Raw genomic sequence first — 19,557 nt, forward strand, 5'->3', positions numbered from 1 at the left:
AGACTTTAAAAGCCTCATGCTAAAATTGCATAGTGAATATAATCCATCCGGAGTAAGAAGATGTTAGGCAATATTGAAATTAAATGGATTTACGATATTCTTGCACTTGAGGAACTCCGCAGTTTCACACTGGCCTCGGAGCGCAGAAATATTTCTCAGTCATCTTTCAGTCGCAGAGTACAGGCACTGGAGTCTGCCGTCGGTTTTGAAATATTTAATCGCGGTTCCACTCCACTATTGCTGACGTCCGAGGGAAAGAATTTCATTGTTTATGCCAGGAACCTTATCGATGATATGGATTTCCAAATCAATAATATTAAAGGCGTGAATAATATTAAGCAGAGGATCAATATTGCAGCAGCCCACTCGCTGGCAGTATTTGTCCTGCCTGAGTTTATCTCTGAATTTTCGGGTAAAAAAGACAATATTTTCTTTGTTGAGTCCATCAATGTGGATGAGGCCGTTTACAATCTGAAAGAGGGGCGCTGTGACTTTATCCTCTCTTTTTCCAACGAAGAGCTGATGTCATTTCCTTTTCTTCACCATGAAGTTTTCCAGACCCAATTGCACCTGGTCTCTCCCTGTCATACCAATGGGGAGCCAATCTATGACGTCAGTGATGAAAATATTCCGTTAATGAAATATTCGGATGAAAGTTACATGGGCCGCCAGGTCAATCAGTTACTGACCAGAGAATCAGCACTGTCATTTTCTCTTTCTTTTGTCTCTTCCATGAGTGACGTTCTGAAAATGATGATTATGAAAGGTAATGGTGTTGGCTGGTTACCGGATTATTCTATCGCTCAGGAGCTGGAATCCGGGAGTTTGTCAGTGATGGATCCTTCGTTGTCCATCAGAATGAGCGTCTATGTTTACCGGACCAGCGCACGGTTGAACCTTTCGTCTGAGCGTTTCTGGCAACAAATGAAATCACGGACATCGTTGTTCTGACCACCGGTGGTTAACTCCCCGGGTTATCGGTGGTGTCTTCCCGTCACCTGCCCGTCGGTTATTCCTGATCAAATAACCGACGGGCATAACGTTCTCTGATGTACTATTTCCGGAAGGCCGTTTTTATCTGTACGGATTATCGGAACGTATTATCCTTTTTTCGGTCTTCCAGTTTTGCAATCACGGCCGCTGAAATACTGTTGCCGACGACATTTGTCGCTGTTCTTCCCATGTCGAGGAACTGGTCGATACCCAGGATTAATAAAATACCGGACTCCGGTAAATTAAACATGGGTAGTGTTGCGGCAACCACGACCACTGACGCACGCGCTACTCCTGCCATGCCTTTACTGGTCACCATCAGGGTTAACAGAATAAGGACCTGCTCAGTAAAGCTCAGAGGAATGTTATATGCCTGAGCAATAAATAACACGGCAAATGCCTGATACATCATTGAACCATCGAGATTAAAAGAGTACCCCAACGGCAATACAAAACTGGATACTTTTTTAGGCACGCCGAATTTAGTCAGTGCATCCATTGTCTTCGGATAGGCTGATTCACTACTGGCGGTAGCAAAAGCCAGTGCCGTGGGCTCGTAAATCAGTTTTCCCAGCGTAAATACCGGTTTACCCAGGAATAGATACCCTACGGCAAACAAACATGCCCAGAGTACCACCAGCCCCAGATAGAACAGACCAATTAATTTCCCGTAGTCATAAATCAGTCCCAGGCCTTCAACCGTAATGGCAGCAGCAATGGCTGAGAAAACGGCAAAAGGGGTGAACTTCATCACATATTCGGTAACACGAAACATAATTCGCGTCAGGTCTTCAATAAACACAATCACCGGATGGTTACCGTCTTTGCTGATAAAGGAAAGTGCAGAACCAAAAAAGACAGAAAATACCAGGATCTGAATAATATCATTATTCGCCATCGCCCCGGCGAAGCTGGTTGGAAATATCTGGCTGATAAACGTTTTCAGCGAAAAGGCAGAGGTACTCAGGCCAGTGGCTACATCGGTATGGGGAATAACCATATTCAGGCCGACACCGGGCTTAAAAATATTAACCAGTGACATACCAATAAATAGTGAAATAAGCGCAGCAGAAATAAACCAGGTCATCGCCTTCAGTGCAATACTGCCCACAGAAGAAGACCCCTTCATGGAAACAATACCTGAGACGATTGTTGCAAAGACCAGTGGCGCAATGATCATTTTAATCAGTCTCAGAAAAACATCGGTAATAATGCTGAAATAAGAGGCTATCTCTTTGGCATTGCCCGGCGAAGAAGCATAGTGATGACACCCCCAGCCTGTCACTATTCCGAGCCCGATCGCGAATAGTATCTGTTTCATCAGGTTATTTCTGCTCATCTCAAAAGACCTCTGTATTGTAAGAATGATATCGTTCACCTCCGGTGCGGATTACCGGTTCGGGCAAAAGAGTCTCCTGACAATATTCCCTGTTTCAGAGAGCATGAGAAATGCAAATGGGCGCATCGTTATGCAAAAAATGCATAACGGCATGCTTTTATACGTAATTGTTTTTGCGAATAATTTCACTCATTATCATAGCATTTACTTATAGATACTTTGCCTGCTTATGCATCCGCAGATTGCCGATTGTTCTCTCTGAGGACGAAAAAGAATGATCTTTACAGGTATCAGAGCCGTGGTAAACGATATTGTTCTACAGGAGTCATAATACCCGATAAGTATTTTCAGGCGGAGTATCCCTGTAAAATCAGACATAGCTGGCCAAAAACTGTTCCAGACATAAGAGAAAATGGCGGTGAAATACTTGCTGATGATGGGCGTTAAACGCCGGGTGCCTCCCTCATGCGGCAATTTTCCTGCACGCAGAGGGCTGCACAGCCTTGCAGTCTCTGACTGCGGGGCGGAAAAAGATAAGAATAATGGTATTATCGTCACCGGCGGCTGCAGGCAGTCGCTGATATCCACTCTTACCCCGGGAATAAATTATGAATAATGACGTATCACTTAAATATTATGACATCGTGGATGAGTACGCGACAGAGACTGAAAAAGCTGTTGCCGAAACAGAGCGGGATGCATTGGCACATTATTTTCAGTTGCTGATCAGCCGCCTGAATGACAATCAGGAGATCAGTGAACAAGCCCAGCAAGAGATGGCCGGGGAAGCAGGCATCGCCGCAGAGCGAATCGATGATATTGCTGATTTTCTGAATCGCTGGGGTAATGAGTAATTCCCGCCTCAGTCGGTGTTAAGCCGCGGGGGGTGATCTCCGCATGACCCGGCCTGATCGGAAATAGTTCACCGGGGGCGGACCCCGGGCGTTTATTTCGCCAGTGCCCGAAGGGCTTAGCAGTCTACGGTTTTTGCTGTCTGCCCATGCCTGTTGTGATGCAGGCAGGGCTGACACAACGCTGATTGACGGGATGCTTTACTGAAAATTCACCGTTAACCGCCGATTTTCTTCGTACAGACGCCAAAGACGTGGTCATTAGCGGCATTGTATTTTACACTGCGCGCTACGAAACTGAGTAGACAGAAGATTAAGCAGGTACTGACAGCGATGAACGGAACGATCACAACATGGTTCAAAGATAAAGGTTTTGGATTTATCAAAGATGAGAATGGTGATAACCGCTATTTTCATGTGATTAAAGTCGCCAATCCTGAATTGATCAAAAAGGACGCGTCGGTGACCTTTGAACCGACCACCAATAATAAAGGCCTGTCCGCGTATGCGGTGAAGGTTCTGCCGCCAAGCCAGTATATTTATATTGCCGGTGAGCGGGTGAAACTGGCGTCAATTCGCTCTTTTGTCGTCTATAACGAAGAAGTGCCTGCCGATGCGCCGCTGGATAAAGAAAAGAATGTCCTTTCTGTGGGGGCACTGCTGAGTAACATCCGGCCAAAAACGGATATCAAGCCCGGTGAAATGCGTTCACTGAAAAAGCTTGCTATCACCACCTTCCAGGGAAGTACGTTGATCTTCTCGGAAGATGAAATCGATATCGATTACACCGTTAAACTTCTGAAAGTCTGACGGCGTGGCTCCCGGTGTTGACCTCTGACGGCCGCACCGGGGGCGCTGAATCACAACCTGTCACAGGATGCCACGCCTGTCCGCCGCGGCAGGAGCTTTGCGTTTATTCTGCGCTGACAAGGAAAGATCTGCAGGGAAATCTATCTCCTGTCACGTTTGTGCGTGTAGCATCCTATTGATATTTTCCTGACTGCCTGACTGCCTGACTGCCTGACTGCCTGACTGCCTGACTGCCTGACTGCCTGACTGCCTGACTGCCTGACTGCCTGACTGCCTTCGGGCCAGATTAACCGATTGTCTGAACCGGACGGCGGTGTTTCTGTTCTGAAAGGTCGGAGTCAGGTCCGTGAATAACAGCGGCCCGTCAGGCCCTGATGACCGGCACATATCCTCTGCGGGTAGGGTGCAGGCGGGCCTGCGGGAAGCTTTGTTGCCACGATCAGACTTCTGCCATCAAAAGGGAGCGGGGCAGTGGATCTGCAGAGGGGTGCCATTATCCGGGTGAATAATGTTCAGGCCGCTGGCGTGCAGCATCATTCGCGGGACGTTTTCGGTGCCCGGCAGCTGTTTTCCTCCGTACAGATCGCATCCCAGAATAGGATACCCTGCGGACTGGCAATGAATACGTAGCTGATGCGTTCGCCCGGTTTCAGGCAACAGATCGACACGGGTCACCGGCACGCCTTCCTCCGGTGAGAGTGGATAAGTGAACCGTCCGGTCACCCGGTAACGGGAACGGGCAGGTTTGCCACGAACTTCACACAGCGTCATGCGCGGAAACCGTGCCGGATCTTTTGCAATCGCGGCGGTGATCACGCCTTCATCCTCCGGCAGATGGCCACAGAGCAGTGCCGTATACCTTTTACTGACAGTACGTTCACTGAATTGCCGGCAGAGGGCAGCATTAATGCGTTTATTACGTGCCACCACCATAATACCGGACGTCCCGAAATCCAGCCGGTGTACCAGCGTACAGCCGGGAAACTGCTGAACCAGCCGGTAATGCACCGAATCATAGTTTTCGGGGTTTTTACCCGACAGACTCAGCAACCCTGCCGGTTTATTGATCATCACCATCTGCGCATCCTGCCAGAGGATTTCAATCTCATCCGGGCATGGCGGTGCAATAAAAGTATCAGTAATTTCAGTCATCGGATCACCGGAAAAATCATCGGGGGCGGAGTGTAACTAATTTTACAGAGTCAGGCGACTTCTCCTCTTTTTTCGACCGTCGAACGGCAGAGACAGACCAGGCCTCTACGCGGGAAGATCATCGAATTACCGGAAATACTAATGACTTCTATTGATTTGTCTTTGCCCTGCCGAACATCGATATTTTACTGAATATTCTTCCCTCTGACAGGCGATATGGCAGATCAAAAGACGGTATATCTGAACCTCCGACCGCAGAACTGGGTTAAACAGCAACAGCAACGCTGGCTGTGGCGCAGTGAGTTTCCGACCTGGGGACTGATAGTCGCTATCTATGCGGGCTGGTTCTGGGTATTGGCCCTGCACAAGACGCTGGGACTGTTACTTACCACGCTTATTCTGATCTGGTTTACGGCCTGGTATATGTCATTACAACATGAACTGATCCATGGCCATCCCACCCGGTATCGGTGGCTGAACCAGTTGTTCGGACTGATGCCATTGGCAGTCTGGTTTCCCTATGGATTATACCGCGACTCCCATCTGGCCCATCATCGTAATGAATTACTGATCCATCCCGGGGCTGATCCGGAAACCTATTATTTCTCCGCCGGTGCCTGGCAACAGTTTAGTCCTGTGCAGCGGGCGATTATCCGCCAGCGGAATACCTTTCCCGGCCGGTTACTGGTCGGCCCGTTAATCGATATTGCTCGCACACTAAAACAGCTGTTATCCGATATCTGCCGCTTCTGCTTCCGTGTGCCGGGGATGTGGACGGTACATAGCAGCCTGTGACTTACATAGCCGTTTATCCGCATAGAAAATACCGGCATAGGTGTTGGTCACTATCGGCGGGATCGACATCGCGACCAGCGCGATAAATATCGGCACATCGTTAAAACCAATCAGCAGAATAAACAGCAAAATCAGACCCTGTGACGGAATGGCGTGGCCGGTGTTAAACGGGTTGATAAACAGAAAGGTAATTTTAGGGCGGTAGCCCAGAAAAATGCCCACCGGCACGCCGATTGCCGTGGCAATAACGATACTAACCGACACGTACCAGGCGTGTTCGGTGATCCGCTGCAGAAGGCCGGATTCCCCTGACCAGTGGGCGGCGTCGGTCAGCCAGTGAAAGGTAGTAATGAAAATAGTGGTTAATTGTTCCATGGCGTAATCCACGGACCAGCCCGTGCAATCACGAAGTCGAAAATTCTGGCGCTTAACGCGGCGGTTGAGGCGGCGCGCGCAGGTGAACATGGCAGAGGATTTGCCGTAGTGGCTTCAGAGGTCCGTAATCTGGCACAGCGATCTTCATCTGCTGCACGTGAAATAAAAGACCTGATTTCACTTTCTGTGTCTCAGGTTGAACAGGGACTTGAACAGGCCACTCAGGTGGGAGGTAATACAGAAAATGTCAGTAGTGCCATTCAGCAGGTCGCTGACCTGGTCAATGAAATTGCTACGGCAACCGCTGAACAAAGTGCAGGTATTGAGCAGGTGCATCTGGCTATCGGGCAGATGGACGAAGTCACACAGCAGAATGCCTCGCTGGTGGAACAAGCCTGCACGGCATCACGATCGCTGCAGGAACAGGCGGAAAGCTTATCTGGCCTGGTCTCTTCGTTTACTCTCGAAGAAACCGTTAATTATTCTGCGCCAGCGGACGTGCTCCTCCTCTCACCGATGCGATATTGTCGTCAAACAGCGGATCACTTGATAAGCGGGCCGGGCGGCAATAAAGCCGTTGCGGCTGAATAGGCCCATTCACCGGAAACCGGCGCAGTCTTTATCAACGGCAACGGTGCTTCCGATTCGTCGTAGCTATTGGCGGTATGAATAAAAGTGATAGGGTCGCGAGTTGTCCAGCTTTGGTGTTAACGAGGTATGTAATACCCGACGGTAAAGAAAACCGTCGCTAACTCAACCGAGGCGCGCGATACTACGTGCTCCGACTTAGCAACGATGACTTCATATGAATACACCTGGCATCATCATCCTTGCTGCTGGCCTCGGTACGCGATTTATCCGTGCCGGAGGGCTCGGCAATAAACTGCTGGCACCGCAGGAAAACCAACAACCCCTGCTGGCGTTGACTTTGCAACATGCTCAGGCTTCCGGCCTGCCTGTGTTGCTGGTTACCCGTCCTGAATATCACGCGATCCTTGCGCTTGCAGAGCAATACCAGGTACCTGTCATCACTGTTGCCAGTGCAGGCAGTGGCGAGAGTATTGCGGCGGCAGTAAGGGAAACCCGAACCTGGTCAGGCTGGCTGATTCAGCCGGGTGATATGGCATGGGTAACGGCACAGGATCATCAGCGCGTTGCGAGCTTGCTTACCGCCGGGGCGCAACAGGTACGTCTGTGCTGGGATCAACTGCCTGGACATCCGGTAGGCTTTGCGGCACGTTATGGTGATGCGCTGAGTCAGCTAACCGGTGATAATGGCGCTCGCACCTTGCTGCACCCGGCAATCCTGCAAAAAATCAGTGCGCACGCCGGGGTGATTCGTGATGCAGATCTTCCCGCTACTACAAACCGTTCCTGACACGAACAATATCCGCCAGCGTCGCCAGGGCGATTTCTCCCGGCGTTTTGCTACCAATCGGTAAACCGATCGGCGCATGAATCCGTGTCAGCGCCTGCTCAGACAACCCCCCCAGTACTGCCAGACGCTGAAAACGGCGCTGGCTATTCTTCGCCGACCCCATTGCACCAATATAAAACGCTGGCGTATTGACCGCTTCCATCAGCGTCAAATCATCGATGCGTGGATCATGAGTAAGACAAAGGATAGCTGTTCCCGCTGAAACCCCTGATGTTTCCAGATAGCGCGCCGGATGCAGGCGAAAACAATGCAAATTATCAGCAGGTTGTACTGCCGCAGATAATTGAGCGAATTCGGCATCGCGATGTTCACACACCACCACACGAAAACCGAGCATCAGCGCCAGGCGAATACAATCGTACGCCACCGCTGAGTAACCCGCGATAAACACCGTGGTCACTGCGCCTACCGGCAGAACCACGCTGTTATCGTCATAGCGCAGCGATGTTTGCGTTGAACCGGGAGCGAGAACATGCCACTCATGATCGACCCCCAGCGTGATATAGCGTGTCAGCAACGGGCCACCAGTGAGCGCGCTCTGCATAGCACTCAGGAGCGCCAGCGAGCGTTCCTGAGGTGCAATACACTCCACCAGCACATCCAGGATGCCGCCGCAGGGCAGTTGTACCGGAGGTGCCAGCCCTTCGGCACCGTAACGTACCTGTTCACTTGGCAGAGAATAAGCACCCTGTTGCAACCGCGCCAGAAAATCCTCCTCAATGCAGCCTCCTGAAAGAGACCCCAGCCAGTTGCCTTGCGCGTCAGCCACCAGCATGGCGCCGGGTGAGCGGGGAGCAGACCCCCAGCTGTGCAGTACAGTACATAGCCAGAGGGTCTTACCCTGTTGCAGCCACAACAATGCCTGGTCGATAACGCGTTGATCGAGTGACAACATAGGCTTCCTCCGCGTTAGTGGCTGCCGGGATTCGCGCGTACCTGCGCCACTTTTTTCGTCAGGTCAGTCCAGGCTGGCTGGTCCGGGGCATAACGCTGACGCAGATAGGCCGCAATATCTGCCACCTGTTTATCCGATAAACTGGCAGCAAAGCCGGGCATATAACCGAGTTCATCCATCGCGGGTTTATCGATGCCATGCAACACCACCTGCAACAGGTTATCCGGCGTCGCGCTGGTCAGGCTGCTACTGTTGGCCATAGCCGGACTGACGCCAAATAGCTTCGGTCCGCCCTCGCTGGCGCTGTGGCATGCCTGACATGCGCCTTTGAATAATCGCTCTCCGGCAGCGGTATTCCATGCAGGTTTGATCGACGGTTGCGGCACCGGCTCAGGCAGAACGGTCTGGCCATTAATATCCGCCAGATAATCTGCCATCGCCCGCACATCCGCTTCCGGCAGCGTAGCCAGATGGCTCACCACTGGTGCCATTGGCCCGGCTGCAACCCCATGTTTATCGTCATAACCATTCCGCAGATAGTTGTAGAGCGAATCCGCTGTCCAGGGTTGCGGCGCTTTGCTTAACTGATTCAACGCAGGTGCTTCCCAGCCATCAACCCAGCCACCCGCGAGGAACTGATCGCCGGATTTTTCCGCTCCCATCAGGTTACGCGGGGAATGGCAGGCACTACAGTGACCGGCCCCGTTGACCAGATAGGCCCCGCGATTCCATTCGGTGCTTTTGGTCGGATCGTACTGGTACTCGCCACTACGCAGATACAGCGTATTCCAGCCCGACATCAGGAAACGCATATTAAACGGGAACCGCATATTATTGGGGGGCGGCGTCTGTTCAACGGCAGGTTGTGACATCAGATATGCATACAACGCCTGCATATCTTCTTCGCTTAACTGGCGAAACGAGGTGTATGGAAACGCAGGATAGAGGTGATGACCATCACGGCTGATGCCCTGGCGCATGGCGCGATCGAAGGCGGTAAACGACCAGCTACCGATGCCCGTTTGTTTATCCGGTGTGATATTGGTGGAGTAGAGGTCCCCAAACGGCGTATCCATCTTCAGCCCCCCGGCATTCGTCGCTCCACCCTTGGTGGTGTGACATATCGCGCAATCCCCGGCAGCAGCCACCTGCCGACCGCGTTCGAGCATCTCCATTGACCAGCTACCCGCCTGCGGCGGAGTGACCGGCGCGATAGCCGCACGCCATGGCAAGGCATTGGTGGCGATCCCGATAGCTGCACCGAGTAGACCCGCCGCACCGCCAAAGGCCCATCTACGGCGGTGGGTAGATTTTTTGCGTTGAGGTGTAGGCAATGCGGGGTCAGGCTGTGGGTCCTGTCCGTTCAGTGCCTGGCGTAGTTTGTCCGAGGTGATGGGCAATTCACGAAAGCGGATCCCGGTGGCGTCAAACACTGCATTGGCAATGGCGGCCGCGCTGGGAACCGAAGCGGATTCCCCGGCCCCGAGCGGAGGGTCATACGGGCGCGGCATCATCATCACATCGATATCCGGTACTTCCGGGAAAGTGAGGATCGGATAACCCCCCCATTCCTGGCTGGCGATCTTATTGCTTTCAATCGTCAACTGTTCTTTCAGTACGCGGCTGGTAGACTGGATAACGTTGCCGTGGATTTGGTGTTTAACCCTGGCAGGATTAACCATCATGCCAGCATCGTGGCCGACGGTAATACGCGTCACTGCAATTTCGCCGCTCTGCTTATCGATAGCCACATCCGCCACCCAGGCAGCCCAGGCGGCACCAAAACCGGGGAATTTGCTATGGATATAACGTGCATAGGCGAAGCCGCGACCACGTAACACCCCGGGTTCGCTGCTGCTTTGCATGGGTTCGGTACGTGGCGTCCAGCCTGCGCGGTCGGCGGTGGAACGGATCAACTCAGCGGCGCGTTCATCCTTGATATAACGCAGCCGGTATTCGACCGGATCGACGCCTGCAGCGTGCGCCAGTTCGTCCATATAAGATTCATGGGCGAAGGTATTTGGTAATGCCGACACACCACGTATCCATGATGCGCGCACAATCGGGGCCATATCTTCGACGGTGACGCGCATATGGGGAAAGTCGTAAGGTGGGATCGAGGTGCGATCGCCCATCTCGAAAGCCAGCGCAACCGGGTCAACGCGTCCGGTCAACAGAAGTGCCAGGGTTGGTGCACCGTTGGAAGGATAGGAAGTGGTGAAGTCGTAAACATATGGATTACCCTCATCATCAAGGCCGCCATCCACATCCATCAACTGGGCGGTGCCTTTCGGCTCCCAGACGTGTTCCTGCGCGCGCGTCAGTTGCACGCGCACCGGCTTACCGACGGCACGGGAAAGCAGAGCGGCATCCGCTGCCACATCATCTGCGCAGTTGCGGCCATAACAACCGGCCGCCTCCATACGGTTCACCTCGATATCGTTTTCCGGGATTTCGAACAGCCAGGCGAGGTCAGCACGCAACAGATGAGGATTCTGGGTACCGCTCCAGACCTGCAACCCCATCTCGTCATAAGCAGCCACTGCACAAGACGGGCCAATTGAGCCATGCAGCTGGTAAGGCCAGACGTAATTGCGGGTAAAGCGCTGCGTAACGTTTTCCAGCGCTATATCAACCTCTCCGGTATCATGCACCACACGTGAGGTGCGGGGGTTATCGCGAATCGCTTTTTCGACGTCACGCATATCCGGAAGCATATGCTCCCAGGGCTTCCAGCGAATTTTAAGCGTTTCCATTGCGGCGATGGCCTGATCTTCGCGTTCTGCCACCACGCCGACAAAGTCAGCGATTTGCACCACTTTGACGATACCGTCGAGATGCGCAATCGAGCTTTCATCAATGCTAAGTAGTGACGTCCCGACAAACTGACCGGTGTCATACCCGGCATAGGGCGGGCGGATCACCCGACCATGCAACATCCCCGGCAGGCGCATATCATGCACCCAGGTCAGTTCGCCGGTGGCTTTGGCGGGGATATCGACACGTTGCGAGCTGGTGCCGACTAAGCGATATTCACTGACGGGCTTTAGCGGCACATCGTGAGCAATAGGTAACTGGCAGCGTTGTCCGTTGACCAGTTGCGCGAAGTTCAGGGTGGTGCCATCGGCCAGGCAGAACTCACCGGCATCAAGGGTTAATGCATCAGCCGTGACCTGTAAACGCGCTGTTGCCTGTTGGGTCAACCACTGGCGCGCAACGGCGGCGGCTTTGCGCAGCGGCACGGCGGAAATCTGTAAGGTGGCGCTGGCAATGGTCGCTCCCTGGTTCGGAACGCGGAGCGTATCGCCCAGCACCATCTGCACCTGATCCATACGCAGATTTAATTCTTCTGCGACGATTTGCGTCAACGCGGTTTTCACCCCGGTACCGAGGTCAACATGACCGTTAAATGCCCAGACGTTACCCGCGCCATCGATGGCAAGGAACAGCGCCAGTTCTTTCGGTTTAAGGCTCGGCGTTTGTCCCTTTGGCACCAGACCCGGCGGGGGCTGAATCTCATCAACAATCAGCAACACATTATCAGCATCCAGCAGCTGTTGCTGGGTGGGGACAGCGGAAGGACTCATTGCGGTGCCTCCGCCTGCTGTAAACTGAGTTGTACCGCACGTTTCACTGCGCAGAGGATTTCCTGATGGGTGCCGCAGCGGCACAAGTTACCACTCAGTGCGGAACGGATTTGCAGGTCGCTGGGGCAGGGGAGATCGCGCAGCAGCGCGGCGGTGGTCATGATCATACCATTCAGGCAGTAACCGCATTGTGCGGCCTGTTCTTCAATAAACGCCTGCTGCACCGGATGCAGCGCGTAACGACTGCCCAGCCCTTCGAGGGTAGTCACTGCGCGCTGCCGCACACCAAATGCAGGAATGACACAGGAACGCGCCGCAACGCCATCGATTAACACTGTGCAGGCACCGCATTCGCCGAGGCCGCAGCCATACTTGGGACTGTTGAGCGACAATTCATTCCGCAATACCAGCAATAACGAAGTATCGCGGTAGCTGGTAACTTCTCTTTCTTCGCCATTAACCTTCAATGAATAACAGCGTAAACCTGCAGGTGAAACCTGTGTGACAGACTGTTGTGCCTTCATTTCCATAATTGACCGCCTTACCGAGGAGGCTCACTCGCCCCGGGTTATGGCTGGCTCGTGTCGTCCAGCATTTTCCTGAGCAGATAAACCAGCGCGACTCGTTCGGCCGGATTTAACTGCCCATACGTCATCTCAGTGATGCGAACCGCGTTTTCGGTGGTGTGTCGAATCAGCGTCTGTCCGGACCCGGTCAGCATCACAATTACCTTACGCTTGTCAGTCGGATCGGGGCCGAGGCTGACAAGATCGCGTGCTTTCAGGCGTTCGACCACGCCGCGAATGGTGGCCTGATCGACAGCGGTGTAACGTACCAGGTCATTTTGCGCACTGGGACCATGGTCCCGCAGCGCACAGAGGGTGATAAATTGCACCGCCGTAATCTGTGAATCACCCACATGTTGCTGAAAGATTGCCAAATGACGCTGGTAAACTTTACGCAGCAGATGGCCAACCTGTTGGGTGTAGTCGTAATTGTCTTCCGCTGAGGAAGGGAGATTGTGTGACATAAAAAGGTCCTTTTTCCGGATATTTCCAGGCAGTGTAATGCATTATCACTGCGCTGACAGCCGCTCCCTGCTCAAGATTAACGTGCCCGTGAGGCTTCCGGTGCCACCACTTCGCCTTCGGCAACCACCAGCAGATCGTCAACTTTGATATCGCAGCGACGCAGGGCGATATCCATATGGCAAGGCGTTTTACGTTTGCCGCCGACTTCGGTGTTGGGCCCGGTAGAGAACAGGAAATTGCCGTAAAACGCGCGGGCATCCATACACATGCCATCGTTTTTGTCGTGCAGTCCCATCGCTGTCCACTGCGCACGCGGCTGCAATCCCCAGCCAATATGCGAAATCCCGTACACTTCCGGATCATTGAAGTAGTTCATGTAATCGCGAAGATATTCTGCTTCAAAGCCACCGTGGATCTTCGTCACAAAGCCTTTTTCGATTTCCAGCGTAATACGTTCACGGGCATAGGATTTAAACGGCAGCAGGATGTCGCCCACTTCCAGTACCAGTACCCCCTCCGCCTGATCTTCATTCGGCCAGGTAAACAGGAAACCGCTCGGCCAGTGGTCCCAGCGGCCCGGCTCATCGGCATAACCGTATTCCGTCACCGTCGGATATTGCCCCAGCGGTGCACGGAAATCGCTGCCTGCCTGCGATTTCACCGTCATCATGCGCGCTTTCTCAAGCACCGCCGCAGCGGCCAGCACACGCGTTTTGTCTTCTTCGGTAGGCAACATTCGTGCCAACACTTCCGGTGCTTCCACAGCCAGCAGGATACGCGTACCGGTTTTCAGAATTTGCTCCTGCTCCGGCGAATGCAGCAGCATCATGGTATCGACAATCAGGTCCGCAGCCTCCAGCGCACGTTGGGCCGCAATGTTGCCGGTCAGCGCAGTATCGCCGCAGTAGGCGGTCATATCGTTGCCCATAGCCATGGGATGGTTAAACGCTGGCAGTTCAACGCAATACACTTTTGCGCCCAACCGTAGTGCAGCATCGGTTGCTGCCTGCACCGTGCGTGCATCGGAATAGTGACTTTTCAGAATAGCGACGCTCTGGGTGGCATCGACTTTCGACAGACGTAATACCTGTTCAAACATCTGTCCTAACTGACTCTGATTTACAGCCATTTTGGGTTCCTCTCTGGTTAGATGCCAGACGATATCTGGTGGTCAAATATCAATCTTTTTGAAGTGAATACGCTATATATGATTGTTATAGACGTGTTGCAGAGAAGAGTGCAAGTATTTCTTTTTGTCATAAGTAAATACTATTTAACGTAGTATTGATGCTGTGTTTAACATCATGAGATGCAATTTTCACCACAGCAGTCATTGCAGTTCACAAGAAAATAACTCCATTTTTTATAGTGTATACACTTAATTATTCAGGCGGAGTCGAAGCGGGTACCGCAGGTGTACCTTCAAATCAGATTGAGTTTTGAGAGGGAAATATGAGCAATATGAAACGCATCGCCATCGTCGGCGCAGGTCTTGGTGGCCTCGCAGCGGGTTCGTTGTTACAAAAAGCGGGCTTTAATGTGCAGGTTTATGAACAGAGCCCGGCGTTTTCTCGTCTCGGCGCCGGTATCCACATGGGACCGAACGTCCTTAAGGTGTTCCGCCGTATGGGAATCGAGCAGCAACTGGAAGATCTGGCGTCGCACCCGGATTTCTGGTTCAGCCGCGACGGCGAAACCGGAGAATACCTGTCTCGCATTCCGCTGGGGGAGTTTGCCCGCAAAGAGTACGGCGCGGCGTATGTTACGGTACATCGCGGTGATTTACAGTCGATGCAGATGACCAGTCTGGAGCCGGGTACGGTCCACTTCGGCAAGTGTCTCAGCAGCGTTAAAGACAGCGGCAGCGATGTGGTGTTGTGTTTCCAGGATGGCAGCGAAGAACGTGCCGATATCGTGATCGGTGCTGACGGCATCAACTCAAAACTGCGTGAACACCTGTTGGGCGCAGAAGCGCCGACCTACAGTGGCTGGGTGGCACATCGCGCGCTGATCCGTGGTGAACAGCTGCGTAAATATAACCTCAATTTCGAAGATTGCGTTAAGTGGTGGTCTGAAGATCGCCACCTGATGGTTTACTACACCACCAAATCACGCGACGAGTATTACTACGTTTCCGGGGTGCCGCATCCGGCGTGGGATTTCAAAGGCAGCTTTGTCGACAGTAGCCAGCAGGAGATGCTGGACACTTTCGGCCATTACCATCCGGTGGTGCAGGCGCTGATCGAGTGCAGTGAAAACGTCACTAAATGGCCGTTACTGAATCGCCAGCCGTTGCCAGTGTGGAGTGAAGGACGCATCGTCTTGCTGGGCGATGCCTGCCACCCGATGAAACCGCATATGGCGCAGGGTGCCGCCATGGCAATTGAGGATGCGGCGATGCTGGCGCGCTGCCTGACTGAAACCGGTCTGGAGGACTATAGCACCGCATTCCGTCTGTATGAAGTCAACCGCAAAGAACGTGCTTCACGAGTGCAATCCGTTTCCAACGCCAATACCTTCCTGCGTACTCAGGAGGACCCGGCCTGGGTTTACGGCTATGACGTTTTTGCCGCGCCGCTGAAAAGTGAGGGGGCGTGATGAGCACGTTTATTAGTGGTGGACAGGTACAGGCGAACAATATTCGACAGCACTACCTGCGCTACGGTGGCAAAGGTCCGACCTTGATTCTGGTGCCGGGTATCACCAGCCCGGCCATTACCTGGAGTTTTGTTGCAGAAGTATTTGGCCAGCATTTTGATACCTGGGTGATTGATGTGCGTGGACGTGGTTTATCCAGCAGCGGCGAGGGGCTGGATTATGGTACCGAAAGTTGTGCTGATGACATCAACGCGTTTGCCAGCGCACTGGGTCTGATGCAGTACCATCTGGTGGGTCATTCGATGGGGGCGCGTTTTATTATGCGCGCGGCCGTCAGGAAGCCGGAGGGTGTACTGTCGCTGTCGCTGATTGATCCGCCGGTATCAGGACCGGGGCGTCGTCTCTATCCAGGGCAGTGGCCGTGGTATCAGGATTCGATCCGTGAGGCAGTGCAGGGTATGGACGCAGAAGCGATGAAGAAATATTGCCCAAGCTGGACCGAAGAACAGCGTCAGCTGCGTGCGGAATGGCTGCATACCTGCTACGAACCGGCGATTCGTCGCGCCTTTGACGATTTCCATCAACTGGATATCCATCAATATTTCCACGCGTTGCCAGCCAAAACACTGCTGATGGTGGCAGGTAAAGGTGGGGTGATTCTGCCGGAAGATGAGGCAGAGATCCGCGAACTGCTACCCTCCATTACCGTCGCGCATGTGGAGCAGGCCGGACATATGATCCCCTGGGATGATTTTCATGGCTTCTTCGCCGCTTTTGGTTCTTTCCTTGGCACAACCCTGCAACCGGAGGCTCAGCAATGACCCGTCAATACCGTATCGGCCAGATTGTGCCGAGTTCTAACATCACTATGGAAACGGAAATCCCGGCCATGTTACAGGCGCGTCAGTTGATTCGCCCGGAGTGTTTTACTTTCCACTCCAGCCGTATGCGCATGAAGCACGTCAATAAAGATGAGCTGGCGGCGATGGATCAAGAATCGGACCGTTGTGCGCTGGAATTGTCGGACGCGCAGGTTGATGTGCTCGGTTATGCCTGCCTTGTGGCAATTATGGCGATGGGGCCGGGTTATCACCGCCAGTCACAGCAGCGTCTGGCGGCGGTCACCCGGGAAAACGGTGCACAGGCCCCGGTGATTAGCAGTGCCGGGGCGCTGGTGGACGCATTGCATATCATGGGTGCGAAAAAAATCGCGCTGGTGGCCCCTTATATGAAGCCGTTGACTGAGTTGGTGGTGGATTACATTCAGCGCGAAGGTATTGAGGTAACCGTCTGGCGAGCGCTGGAAATTGCCGATAATCTCGCGGTCGCCCGTCACGATCCCGGCAATCTGCCGGGCATTGTTGCTGATATGCCGCTTGATGATGTGGATGTTGTGGTGCTGTCGGCTTGCGTGCAAATGCCTTCCCTGCCAGCCGTGTCCAAAGTGGAAGCACAGACCGGTAAGCCGGTGATCACCGCCGCGATTGCCACCACCTACGCGATACTCAAGGCGCTTGAACTGGAGCCGGTGGTTCCCGGAGCCGGTGCGTTGCTGTCCGGAGCCTGGTAAGGAGAAACATGATGACACAAAGCGCCAGTGACAATTATGCCGGTGTCTGGGGCAACCGTATTGGTTTTGGTCAACGTCCCGCTCTGCTGATGATCGATTTTCTGCAAGGCTACACCACCGAGGGGGCACCTTTATTTGCCCCGGGCGTTGTGGAGGCGGTGCGGGAATCAGAAGAACTGCTTGCGACGGCGCGCCGCTGCGGTATTCCGGTGATCCATACACAGATTCGTTATCACCCGCAACACCAGCGTGACGGCGGTATCTGGGTGAAGAAAGCGCCGGTGATGCGCGACATGGTGGAGGGCAATCCGCTGTCGGCTTTCTGCCCGGAAGTGTTACCGTTTCCGGAAGAAGTGGTGATCACCAAGCAATATGCCAGCGCATTTTTTGGCACCGCCCTGGCATCGCTGCTGGTGACGGAAGGCATCGATACTCTGATCATCGCGGGTTGTTCCACCAGCGGCTGCGTGCGCGCCAGCGCCGTGGACGCTCTGCAGTACGGTTATCGTGCCATGGTGGTACGTGAATGCGTCGGCGACCGACACGCTGCCCCGCATGAAGCCAACTTGTTTGATATCGACAGTAAGTATGGCGATGTGGTGTCCAAAGCCACAACGCTGGAATATCTGGGACAGTTCAGCGCCCGCTAAGGGCGCTTATTCACCTGCACAGAGCACGCACAAAGAACAGGTTTCGCTGCACAGCGAAGCCTATAACACATGCCCATCAGGGTTTATTGCGCTCGGAGAAAATCATGACTGTTGCTACAACCCGTCCTGCTGTACTGGCAGACAAGGACACTGCCGCGATTTACCGTAAGATCACCTGGAAACTGATTCCTTTTCTCTGTTTATGTTACCTGGCGGCATATCTGGACCGTATCAATATCGGTCTGGCGAAGCTGCAAATGGCAAGCGATCTGTCGCTGAGTGAAACCGCGTTTGGCCTGGGAGCCGGGCTATTTTTTGTCGGTTATATTCTGTTTGAAGTGCCGAGTAATCTGATTCTGCAACGTGTTGGCGCGAAAATCTGGATTGCGCGTATCATGATCACCTGGGGGTTACTCTCCACCGCGACATTGCTGGTGCAGACGCCGATGCAGTTCTACATTGTGCGTTTCTTACTCGGCGCGGCAGAAGCCGGGTTCCTGCCCGGGGTGTTGTTCTATCTGACTAAATGGTTCCCGTCGTGGCGTCGCAGCCGCATCATCGCGCTATTTATGATTGGTCTGCCGCTCTCCAGTTTGATTGGAGGGCCGCTTTCCGGCTGGATCATGGGTAATTTTCATGAGGTTTACGGCCTGCGCGGTTGGCAGTGGTTGTTCCTTCTGGAGGGCATCCCGAGCGTGCTACTGGGCGTGATGACTTTCTGGTTACTGCCGAACAGCGTGGAAAGCGCCAGCTGGCTAAGTGAAGATGAAAAACAGGCGGTAAAACGTGAGCTGGCCACTGATGAAGGCGAAGCGAAAGGGGGGAAACATCGTCTGCGCGATGGCTTGCTGAACATCCGCGTGGTAATGCTGGGGGGGATCGACTTTTCCATTCTGCTGAGCGCCTATGCGATGGGCTTCTGGATGCCGACCTTTATTAAAAATGCCGGAACCACCGATATCACCACCATTGGCTATCTGACGGCGATCCCCAGCCTGGCGGCGCTGATCGGGATGCTGGCGATTGGCGGCAGTTCCGACCGGATGCGTGAGCGCCGCTGGCATATCATCGTGCCGTTTATAATTGGCGCAGTGGCGATGGGAGCCAGTACCTTTTTCTCCCATAACGTAATGATGACGGTGCTGCTGTTCTCCGTAGCGCAGGCGATGATTATCGGTGCCGTTCCGGTATTCTTCAGCCTGCCAGCCACCTTCCTGAAAGGTACGGCAGCTGCAGCAGGGTTTGCGCTTGCCTGTTCAATCGCTAATATTGCCGGGCTGGTGAGTAACTCTGTGATGGGCATTGCGCTGGATCTTACCGGCAGCGGCAACGGCGCGCTATGGTTCTTTGCAGTATGTCTGTTGCTGAGCTGCCTCCTGGTTATTGCTTTGCCGGGTAAACTTGTAAATCGATAATATTTATACTCATGAATTAAGTTTTATAGGTAGTGATTATAATTTTTTCACATAGATC

Annotated in this window: 18 protein-coding genes and 1 pseudogene; 11 read left to right on the top strand and 8 right to left on the bottom strand. The window is 53.4% G+C overall.

Annotated features, from left to right (window positions below; genetic code table 11):
- Positions 1–60 precede the first annotated feature (60 nt).
- Positions 61–951: a LysR substrate-binding domain-containing protein gene (locus tag GTPT_RS09505; RefSeq protein ID WP_029990173.1), complete on the top strand. Its 891-nt coding sequence runs from the start codon at positions 61–63 to the stop codon at positions 949–951.
- 136 nt (positions 952–1,087) lie between these two features.
- On the opposite strand, the gene GTPT_RS09510 is transcribed toward GTPT_RS09505, so the two are convergent.
- The gene (locus GTPT_RS09510) at positions 1,088–2,332 is read right to left on the bottom strand and encodes a dicarboxylate/amino acid:cation symporter (protein WP_029990174.1); all 1,245 of its coding nucleotides are present in this window, start codon (positions 2,330–2,332) and stop codon (positions 1,088–1,090) included.
- Between the two features lie 608 nt (positions 2,333–2,940).
- Here GTPT_RS09510 and GTPT_RS09520 point away from each other — a divergent pair.
- Entirely contained in the window at positions 2,941–3,186 is a 246-nt protein-coding gene (locus GTPT_RS09520; protein WP_029990175.1) for a DUF2543 family protein, read from the top strand.
- A 330-nt stretch (positions 3,187–3,516) separates the two neighbouring features.
- Positions 3,517–3,993, top strand: coding sequence for a cold-shock protein (locus tag GTPT_RS09525; protein ID WP_025903491.1), 477 nt, complete (start codon positions 3,517–3,519; stop codon positions 3,991–3,993).
- A gap of 453 nt (positions 3,994–4,446) precedes the next feature.
- Here the strand turns inward: GTPT_RS09525 and GTPT_RS09535 are convergent, their stop codons facing one another.
- A complete protein-coding gene (locus GTPT_RS09535; RefSeq protein WP_029990177.1) occupies positions 4,447–5,145 on the bottom strand; it encodes an RluA family pseudouridine synthase in 699 nt (232 codons plus the stop codon).
- 216 nt (positions 5,146–5,361) lie between these two features.
- On the opposite strand from GTPT_RS09535, the gene GTPT_RS09540 reads away from it, so the two are divergent.
- Complete coding sequence (locus GTPT_RS09540; RefSeq protein WP_051170735.1) at positions 5,362–5,940, top strand: fatty acid desaturase; 579 nt, start codon at positions 5,362–5,364, stop codon at positions 5,938–5,940.
- Here the strand turns inward: GTPT_RS09540 and GTPT_RS09545 are convergent.
- Entirely contained in the window at positions 5,875–6,315 is a 441-nt protein-coding gene (locus GTPT_RS09545) for a hypothetical protein (RefSeq protein WP_051170736.1), read from the bottom strand. The two genes, GTPT_RS09540 and GTPT_RS09545, sit on opposite strands and share 66 nt — an antisense overlap.
- Between GTPT_RS09545 and GTPT_RS09550 the strand changes: the two are divergent.
- A pseudogene (locus GTPT_RS09550) lies at positions 6,316–6,906 on the top strand (methyl-accepting chemotaxis protein); the annotation flags it as partial. It abuts the gene before it with no gap.
- 214 nt (positions 6,907–7,120) lie between these two features.
- Entirely contained in the window at positions 7,121–7,693 is a 573-nt protein-coding gene (locus tag GTPT_RS09555; RefSeq protein ID WP_029990182.1) for a nucleotidyltransferase family protein, read from the top strand.
- On the opposite strand, the gene GTPT_RS09560 is transcribed toward GTPT_RS09555, so the two are convergent.
- The 5 genes from GTPT_RS09560 to GTPT_RS09580 form a co-directional block, all read right to left on the bottom strand.
- Positions 7,677–8,648, bottom strand: a complete 972-nt coding sequence (locus GTPT_RS09560; protein WP_029990183.1) for an XdhC family protein — start codon at positions 8,646–8,648, stop codon at positions 7,677–7,679. The genes GTPT_RS09555 and GTPT_RS09560 overlap by 17 nt on opposite strands.
- 14 nt (positions 8,649–8,662) lie before the next feature.
- A complete protein-coding gene (locus GTPT_RS09565; protein ID WP_029990185.1) occupies positions 8,663–12,235 on the bottom strand; it encodes a molybdopterin cofactor-binding domain-containing protein in 3,573 nt (1,190 codons plus the stop codon).
- A complete protein-coding gene (locus GTPT_RS09570; protein ID WP_422396458.1) occupies positions 12,232–12,759 on the bottom strand; it encodes a (2Fe-2S)-binding protein in 528 nt (175 codons plus the stop codon). Before GTPT_RS09570 ends, GTPT_RS09565 begins: the two co-directional genes overlap by 4 nt.
- Before the next feature lie 44 nt (positions 12,760–12,803).
- A complete protein-coding gene (locus tag GTPT_RS09575) occupies positions 12,804–13,265 on the bottom strand; it encodes a MarR family winged helix-turn-helix transcriptional regulator (RefSeq protein ID WP_029990187.1) in 462 nt (153 codons plus the stop codon).
- 77 nt (positions 13,266–13,342) lie between these two features.
- Positions 13,343–14,395, bottom strand: coding sequence for a 2,5-dihydroxypyridine 5,6-dioxygenase (locus GTPT_RS09580; RefSeq protein WP_029990189.1), 1,053 nt, complete (start codon positions 14,393–14,395; stop codon positions 13,343–13,345).
- 323 nt (positions 14,396–14,718) lie between these two features.
- Between GTPT_RS09580 and GTPT_RS09585 the strand changes: the two genes are divergently transcribed.
- The 5 genes from GTPT_RS09585 (at position 14,719) to GTPT_RS09605 (ending at position 19,499) form a co-directional block, all read left to right on the top strand.
- Positions 14,719–15,864 (top strand): FAD-dependent monooxygenase, encoded by a 1,146-nt coding sequence (locus GTPT_RS09585; RefSeq protein WP_029990190.1) that lies wholly within the window; start codon positions 14,719–14,721, stop codon positions 15,862–15,864.
- Positions 15,864–16,685, top strand: a complete 822-nt coding sequence (locus tag GTPT_RS09590; protein WP_029990192.1) for an alpha/beta hydrolase — start codon at positions 15,864–15,866, stop codon at positions 16,683–16,685. Before GTPT_RS09585 ends, GTPT_RS09590 begins: the two co-directional genes overlap by 1 nt.
- Positions 16,682–17,434, top strand: a complete 753-nt coding sequence (locus tag GTPT_RS09595) for a maleate cis-trans isomerase family protein (RefSeq protein ID WP_029990193.1) — start codon at positions 16,682–16,684, stop codon at positions 17,432–17,434. Before GTPT_RS09590 ends, GTPT_RS09595 begins: the two co-directional genes overlap by 4 nt.
- A gap of 11 nt (positions 17,435–17,445) precedes the next feature.
- Complete coding sequence (locus tag GTPT_RS09600; RefSeq protein WP_029990195.1) at positions 17,446–18,084, top strand: N-carbamoylsarcosine amidohydrolase; 639 nt, start codon at positions 17,446–17,448, stop codon at positions 18,082–18,084.
- Between the two features lie 104 nt (positions 18,085–18,188).
- Positions 18,189–19,499 (top strand): MFS transporter, encoded by a 1,311-nt coding sequence (locus GTPT_RS09605; protein ID WP_029990197.1) that lies wholly within the window; start codon positions 18,189–18,191, stop codon positions 19,497–19,499.
- Positions 19,500–19,557: the final 58 nt, after the last annotated feature.

Origin of the sequence: Tatumella ptyseos ATCC 33301 (assembly GCF_000735525.1) — a bacterium.
Lineage (GTDB): Bacteria > Pseudomonadota > Gammaproteobacteria > Enterobacterales > Enterobacteriaceae > Tatumella > Tatumella ptyseos.

Bases quoted from the DNA above. Each gene is read 5' to 3' on its own strand.
- GTPT_RS09505 (WP_029990173.1), top strand. From the start codon at position 61: ATGTTAGGCAATATTGAAATTAAATGGATTTACGATATTCTTGCACTT.
- GTPT_RS09560 (WP_029990183.1), bottom strand. From the start codon at position 8,648: ATGTTGTCACTCGATCAACGCGTTATCGACCAGGCATTGTTGTGGCTG.
- GTPT_RS09575 (WP_029990187.1), bottom strand. From the start codon at position 13,265: ATGTCACACAATCTCCCTTCCTCAGCGGAAGACAATTACGACTACACC.
- GTPT_RS09540 (WP_051170735.1), top strand. From the start codon at position 5,362: ATGGCAGATCAAAAGACGGTATATCTGAACCTCCGACCGCAGAACTGG.
- GTPT_RS09520 (WP_029990175.1), top strand. From the start codon at position 2,941: ATGAATAATGACGTATCACTTAAATATTATGACATCGTGGATGAGTAC.
- GTPT_RS09605 (WP_029990197.1), top strand. From the start codon at position 18,189: ATGACTGTTGCTACAACCCGTCCTGCTGTACTGGCAGACAAGGACACT.
- GTPT_RS09555 (WP_029990182.1), top strand. From the start codon at position 7,121: ATGAATACACCTGGCATCATCATCCTTGCTGCTGGCCTCGGTACGCGA.
- GTPT_RS09600 (WP_029990195.1), top strand. From the start codon at position 17,446: ATGACACAAAGCGCCAGTGACAATTATGCCGGTGTCTGGGGCAACCGT.
- GTPT_RS09580 (WP_029990189.1), bottom strand. From the start codon at position 14,395: ATGGCTGTAAATCAGAGTCAGTTAGGACAGATGTTTGAACAGGTATTA.
- GTPT_RS09565 (WP_029990185.1), bottom strand. From the start codon at position 12,235: ATGAGTCCTTCCGCTGTCCCCACCCAGCAACAGCTGCTGGATGCTGAT.
- GTPT_RS09590 (WP_029990192.1), top strand. From the start codon at position 15,864: ATGAGCACGTTTATTAGTGGTGGACAGGTACAGGCGAACAATATTCGA.
- GTPT_RS09585 (WP_029990190.1), top strand. From the start codon at position 14,719: ATGAGCAATATGAAACGCATCGCCATCGTCGGCGCAGGTCTTGGTGGC.
- GTPT_RS09595 (WP_029990193.1), top strand. From the start codon at position 16,682: ATGACCCGTCAATACCGTATCGGCCAGATTGTGCCGAGTTCTAACATC.
- GTPT_RS09570 (WP_422396458.1), bottom strand. From the start codon at position 12,759: ATGAAGGCACAACAGTCTGTCACACAGGTTTCACCTGCAGGTTTACGC.
- GTPT_RS09545 (WP_051170736.1), bottom strand. From the start codon at position 6,315: ATGGAACAATTAACCACTATTTTCATTACTACCTTTCACTGGCTGACC.
- GTPT_RS09510 (WP_029990174.1), bottom strand. From the start codon at position 2,332: ATGAGCAGAAATAACCTGATGAAACAGATACTATTCGCGATCGGGCTC.
- GTPT_RS09535 (WP_029990177.1), bottom strand. From the start codon at position 5,145: ATGACTGAAATTACTGATACTTTTATTGCACCGCCATGCCCGGATGAG.
- GTPT_RS09525 (WP_025903491.1), top strand. From the start codon at position 3,517: ATGAACGGAACGATCACAACATGGTTCAAAGATAAAGGTTTTGGATTT.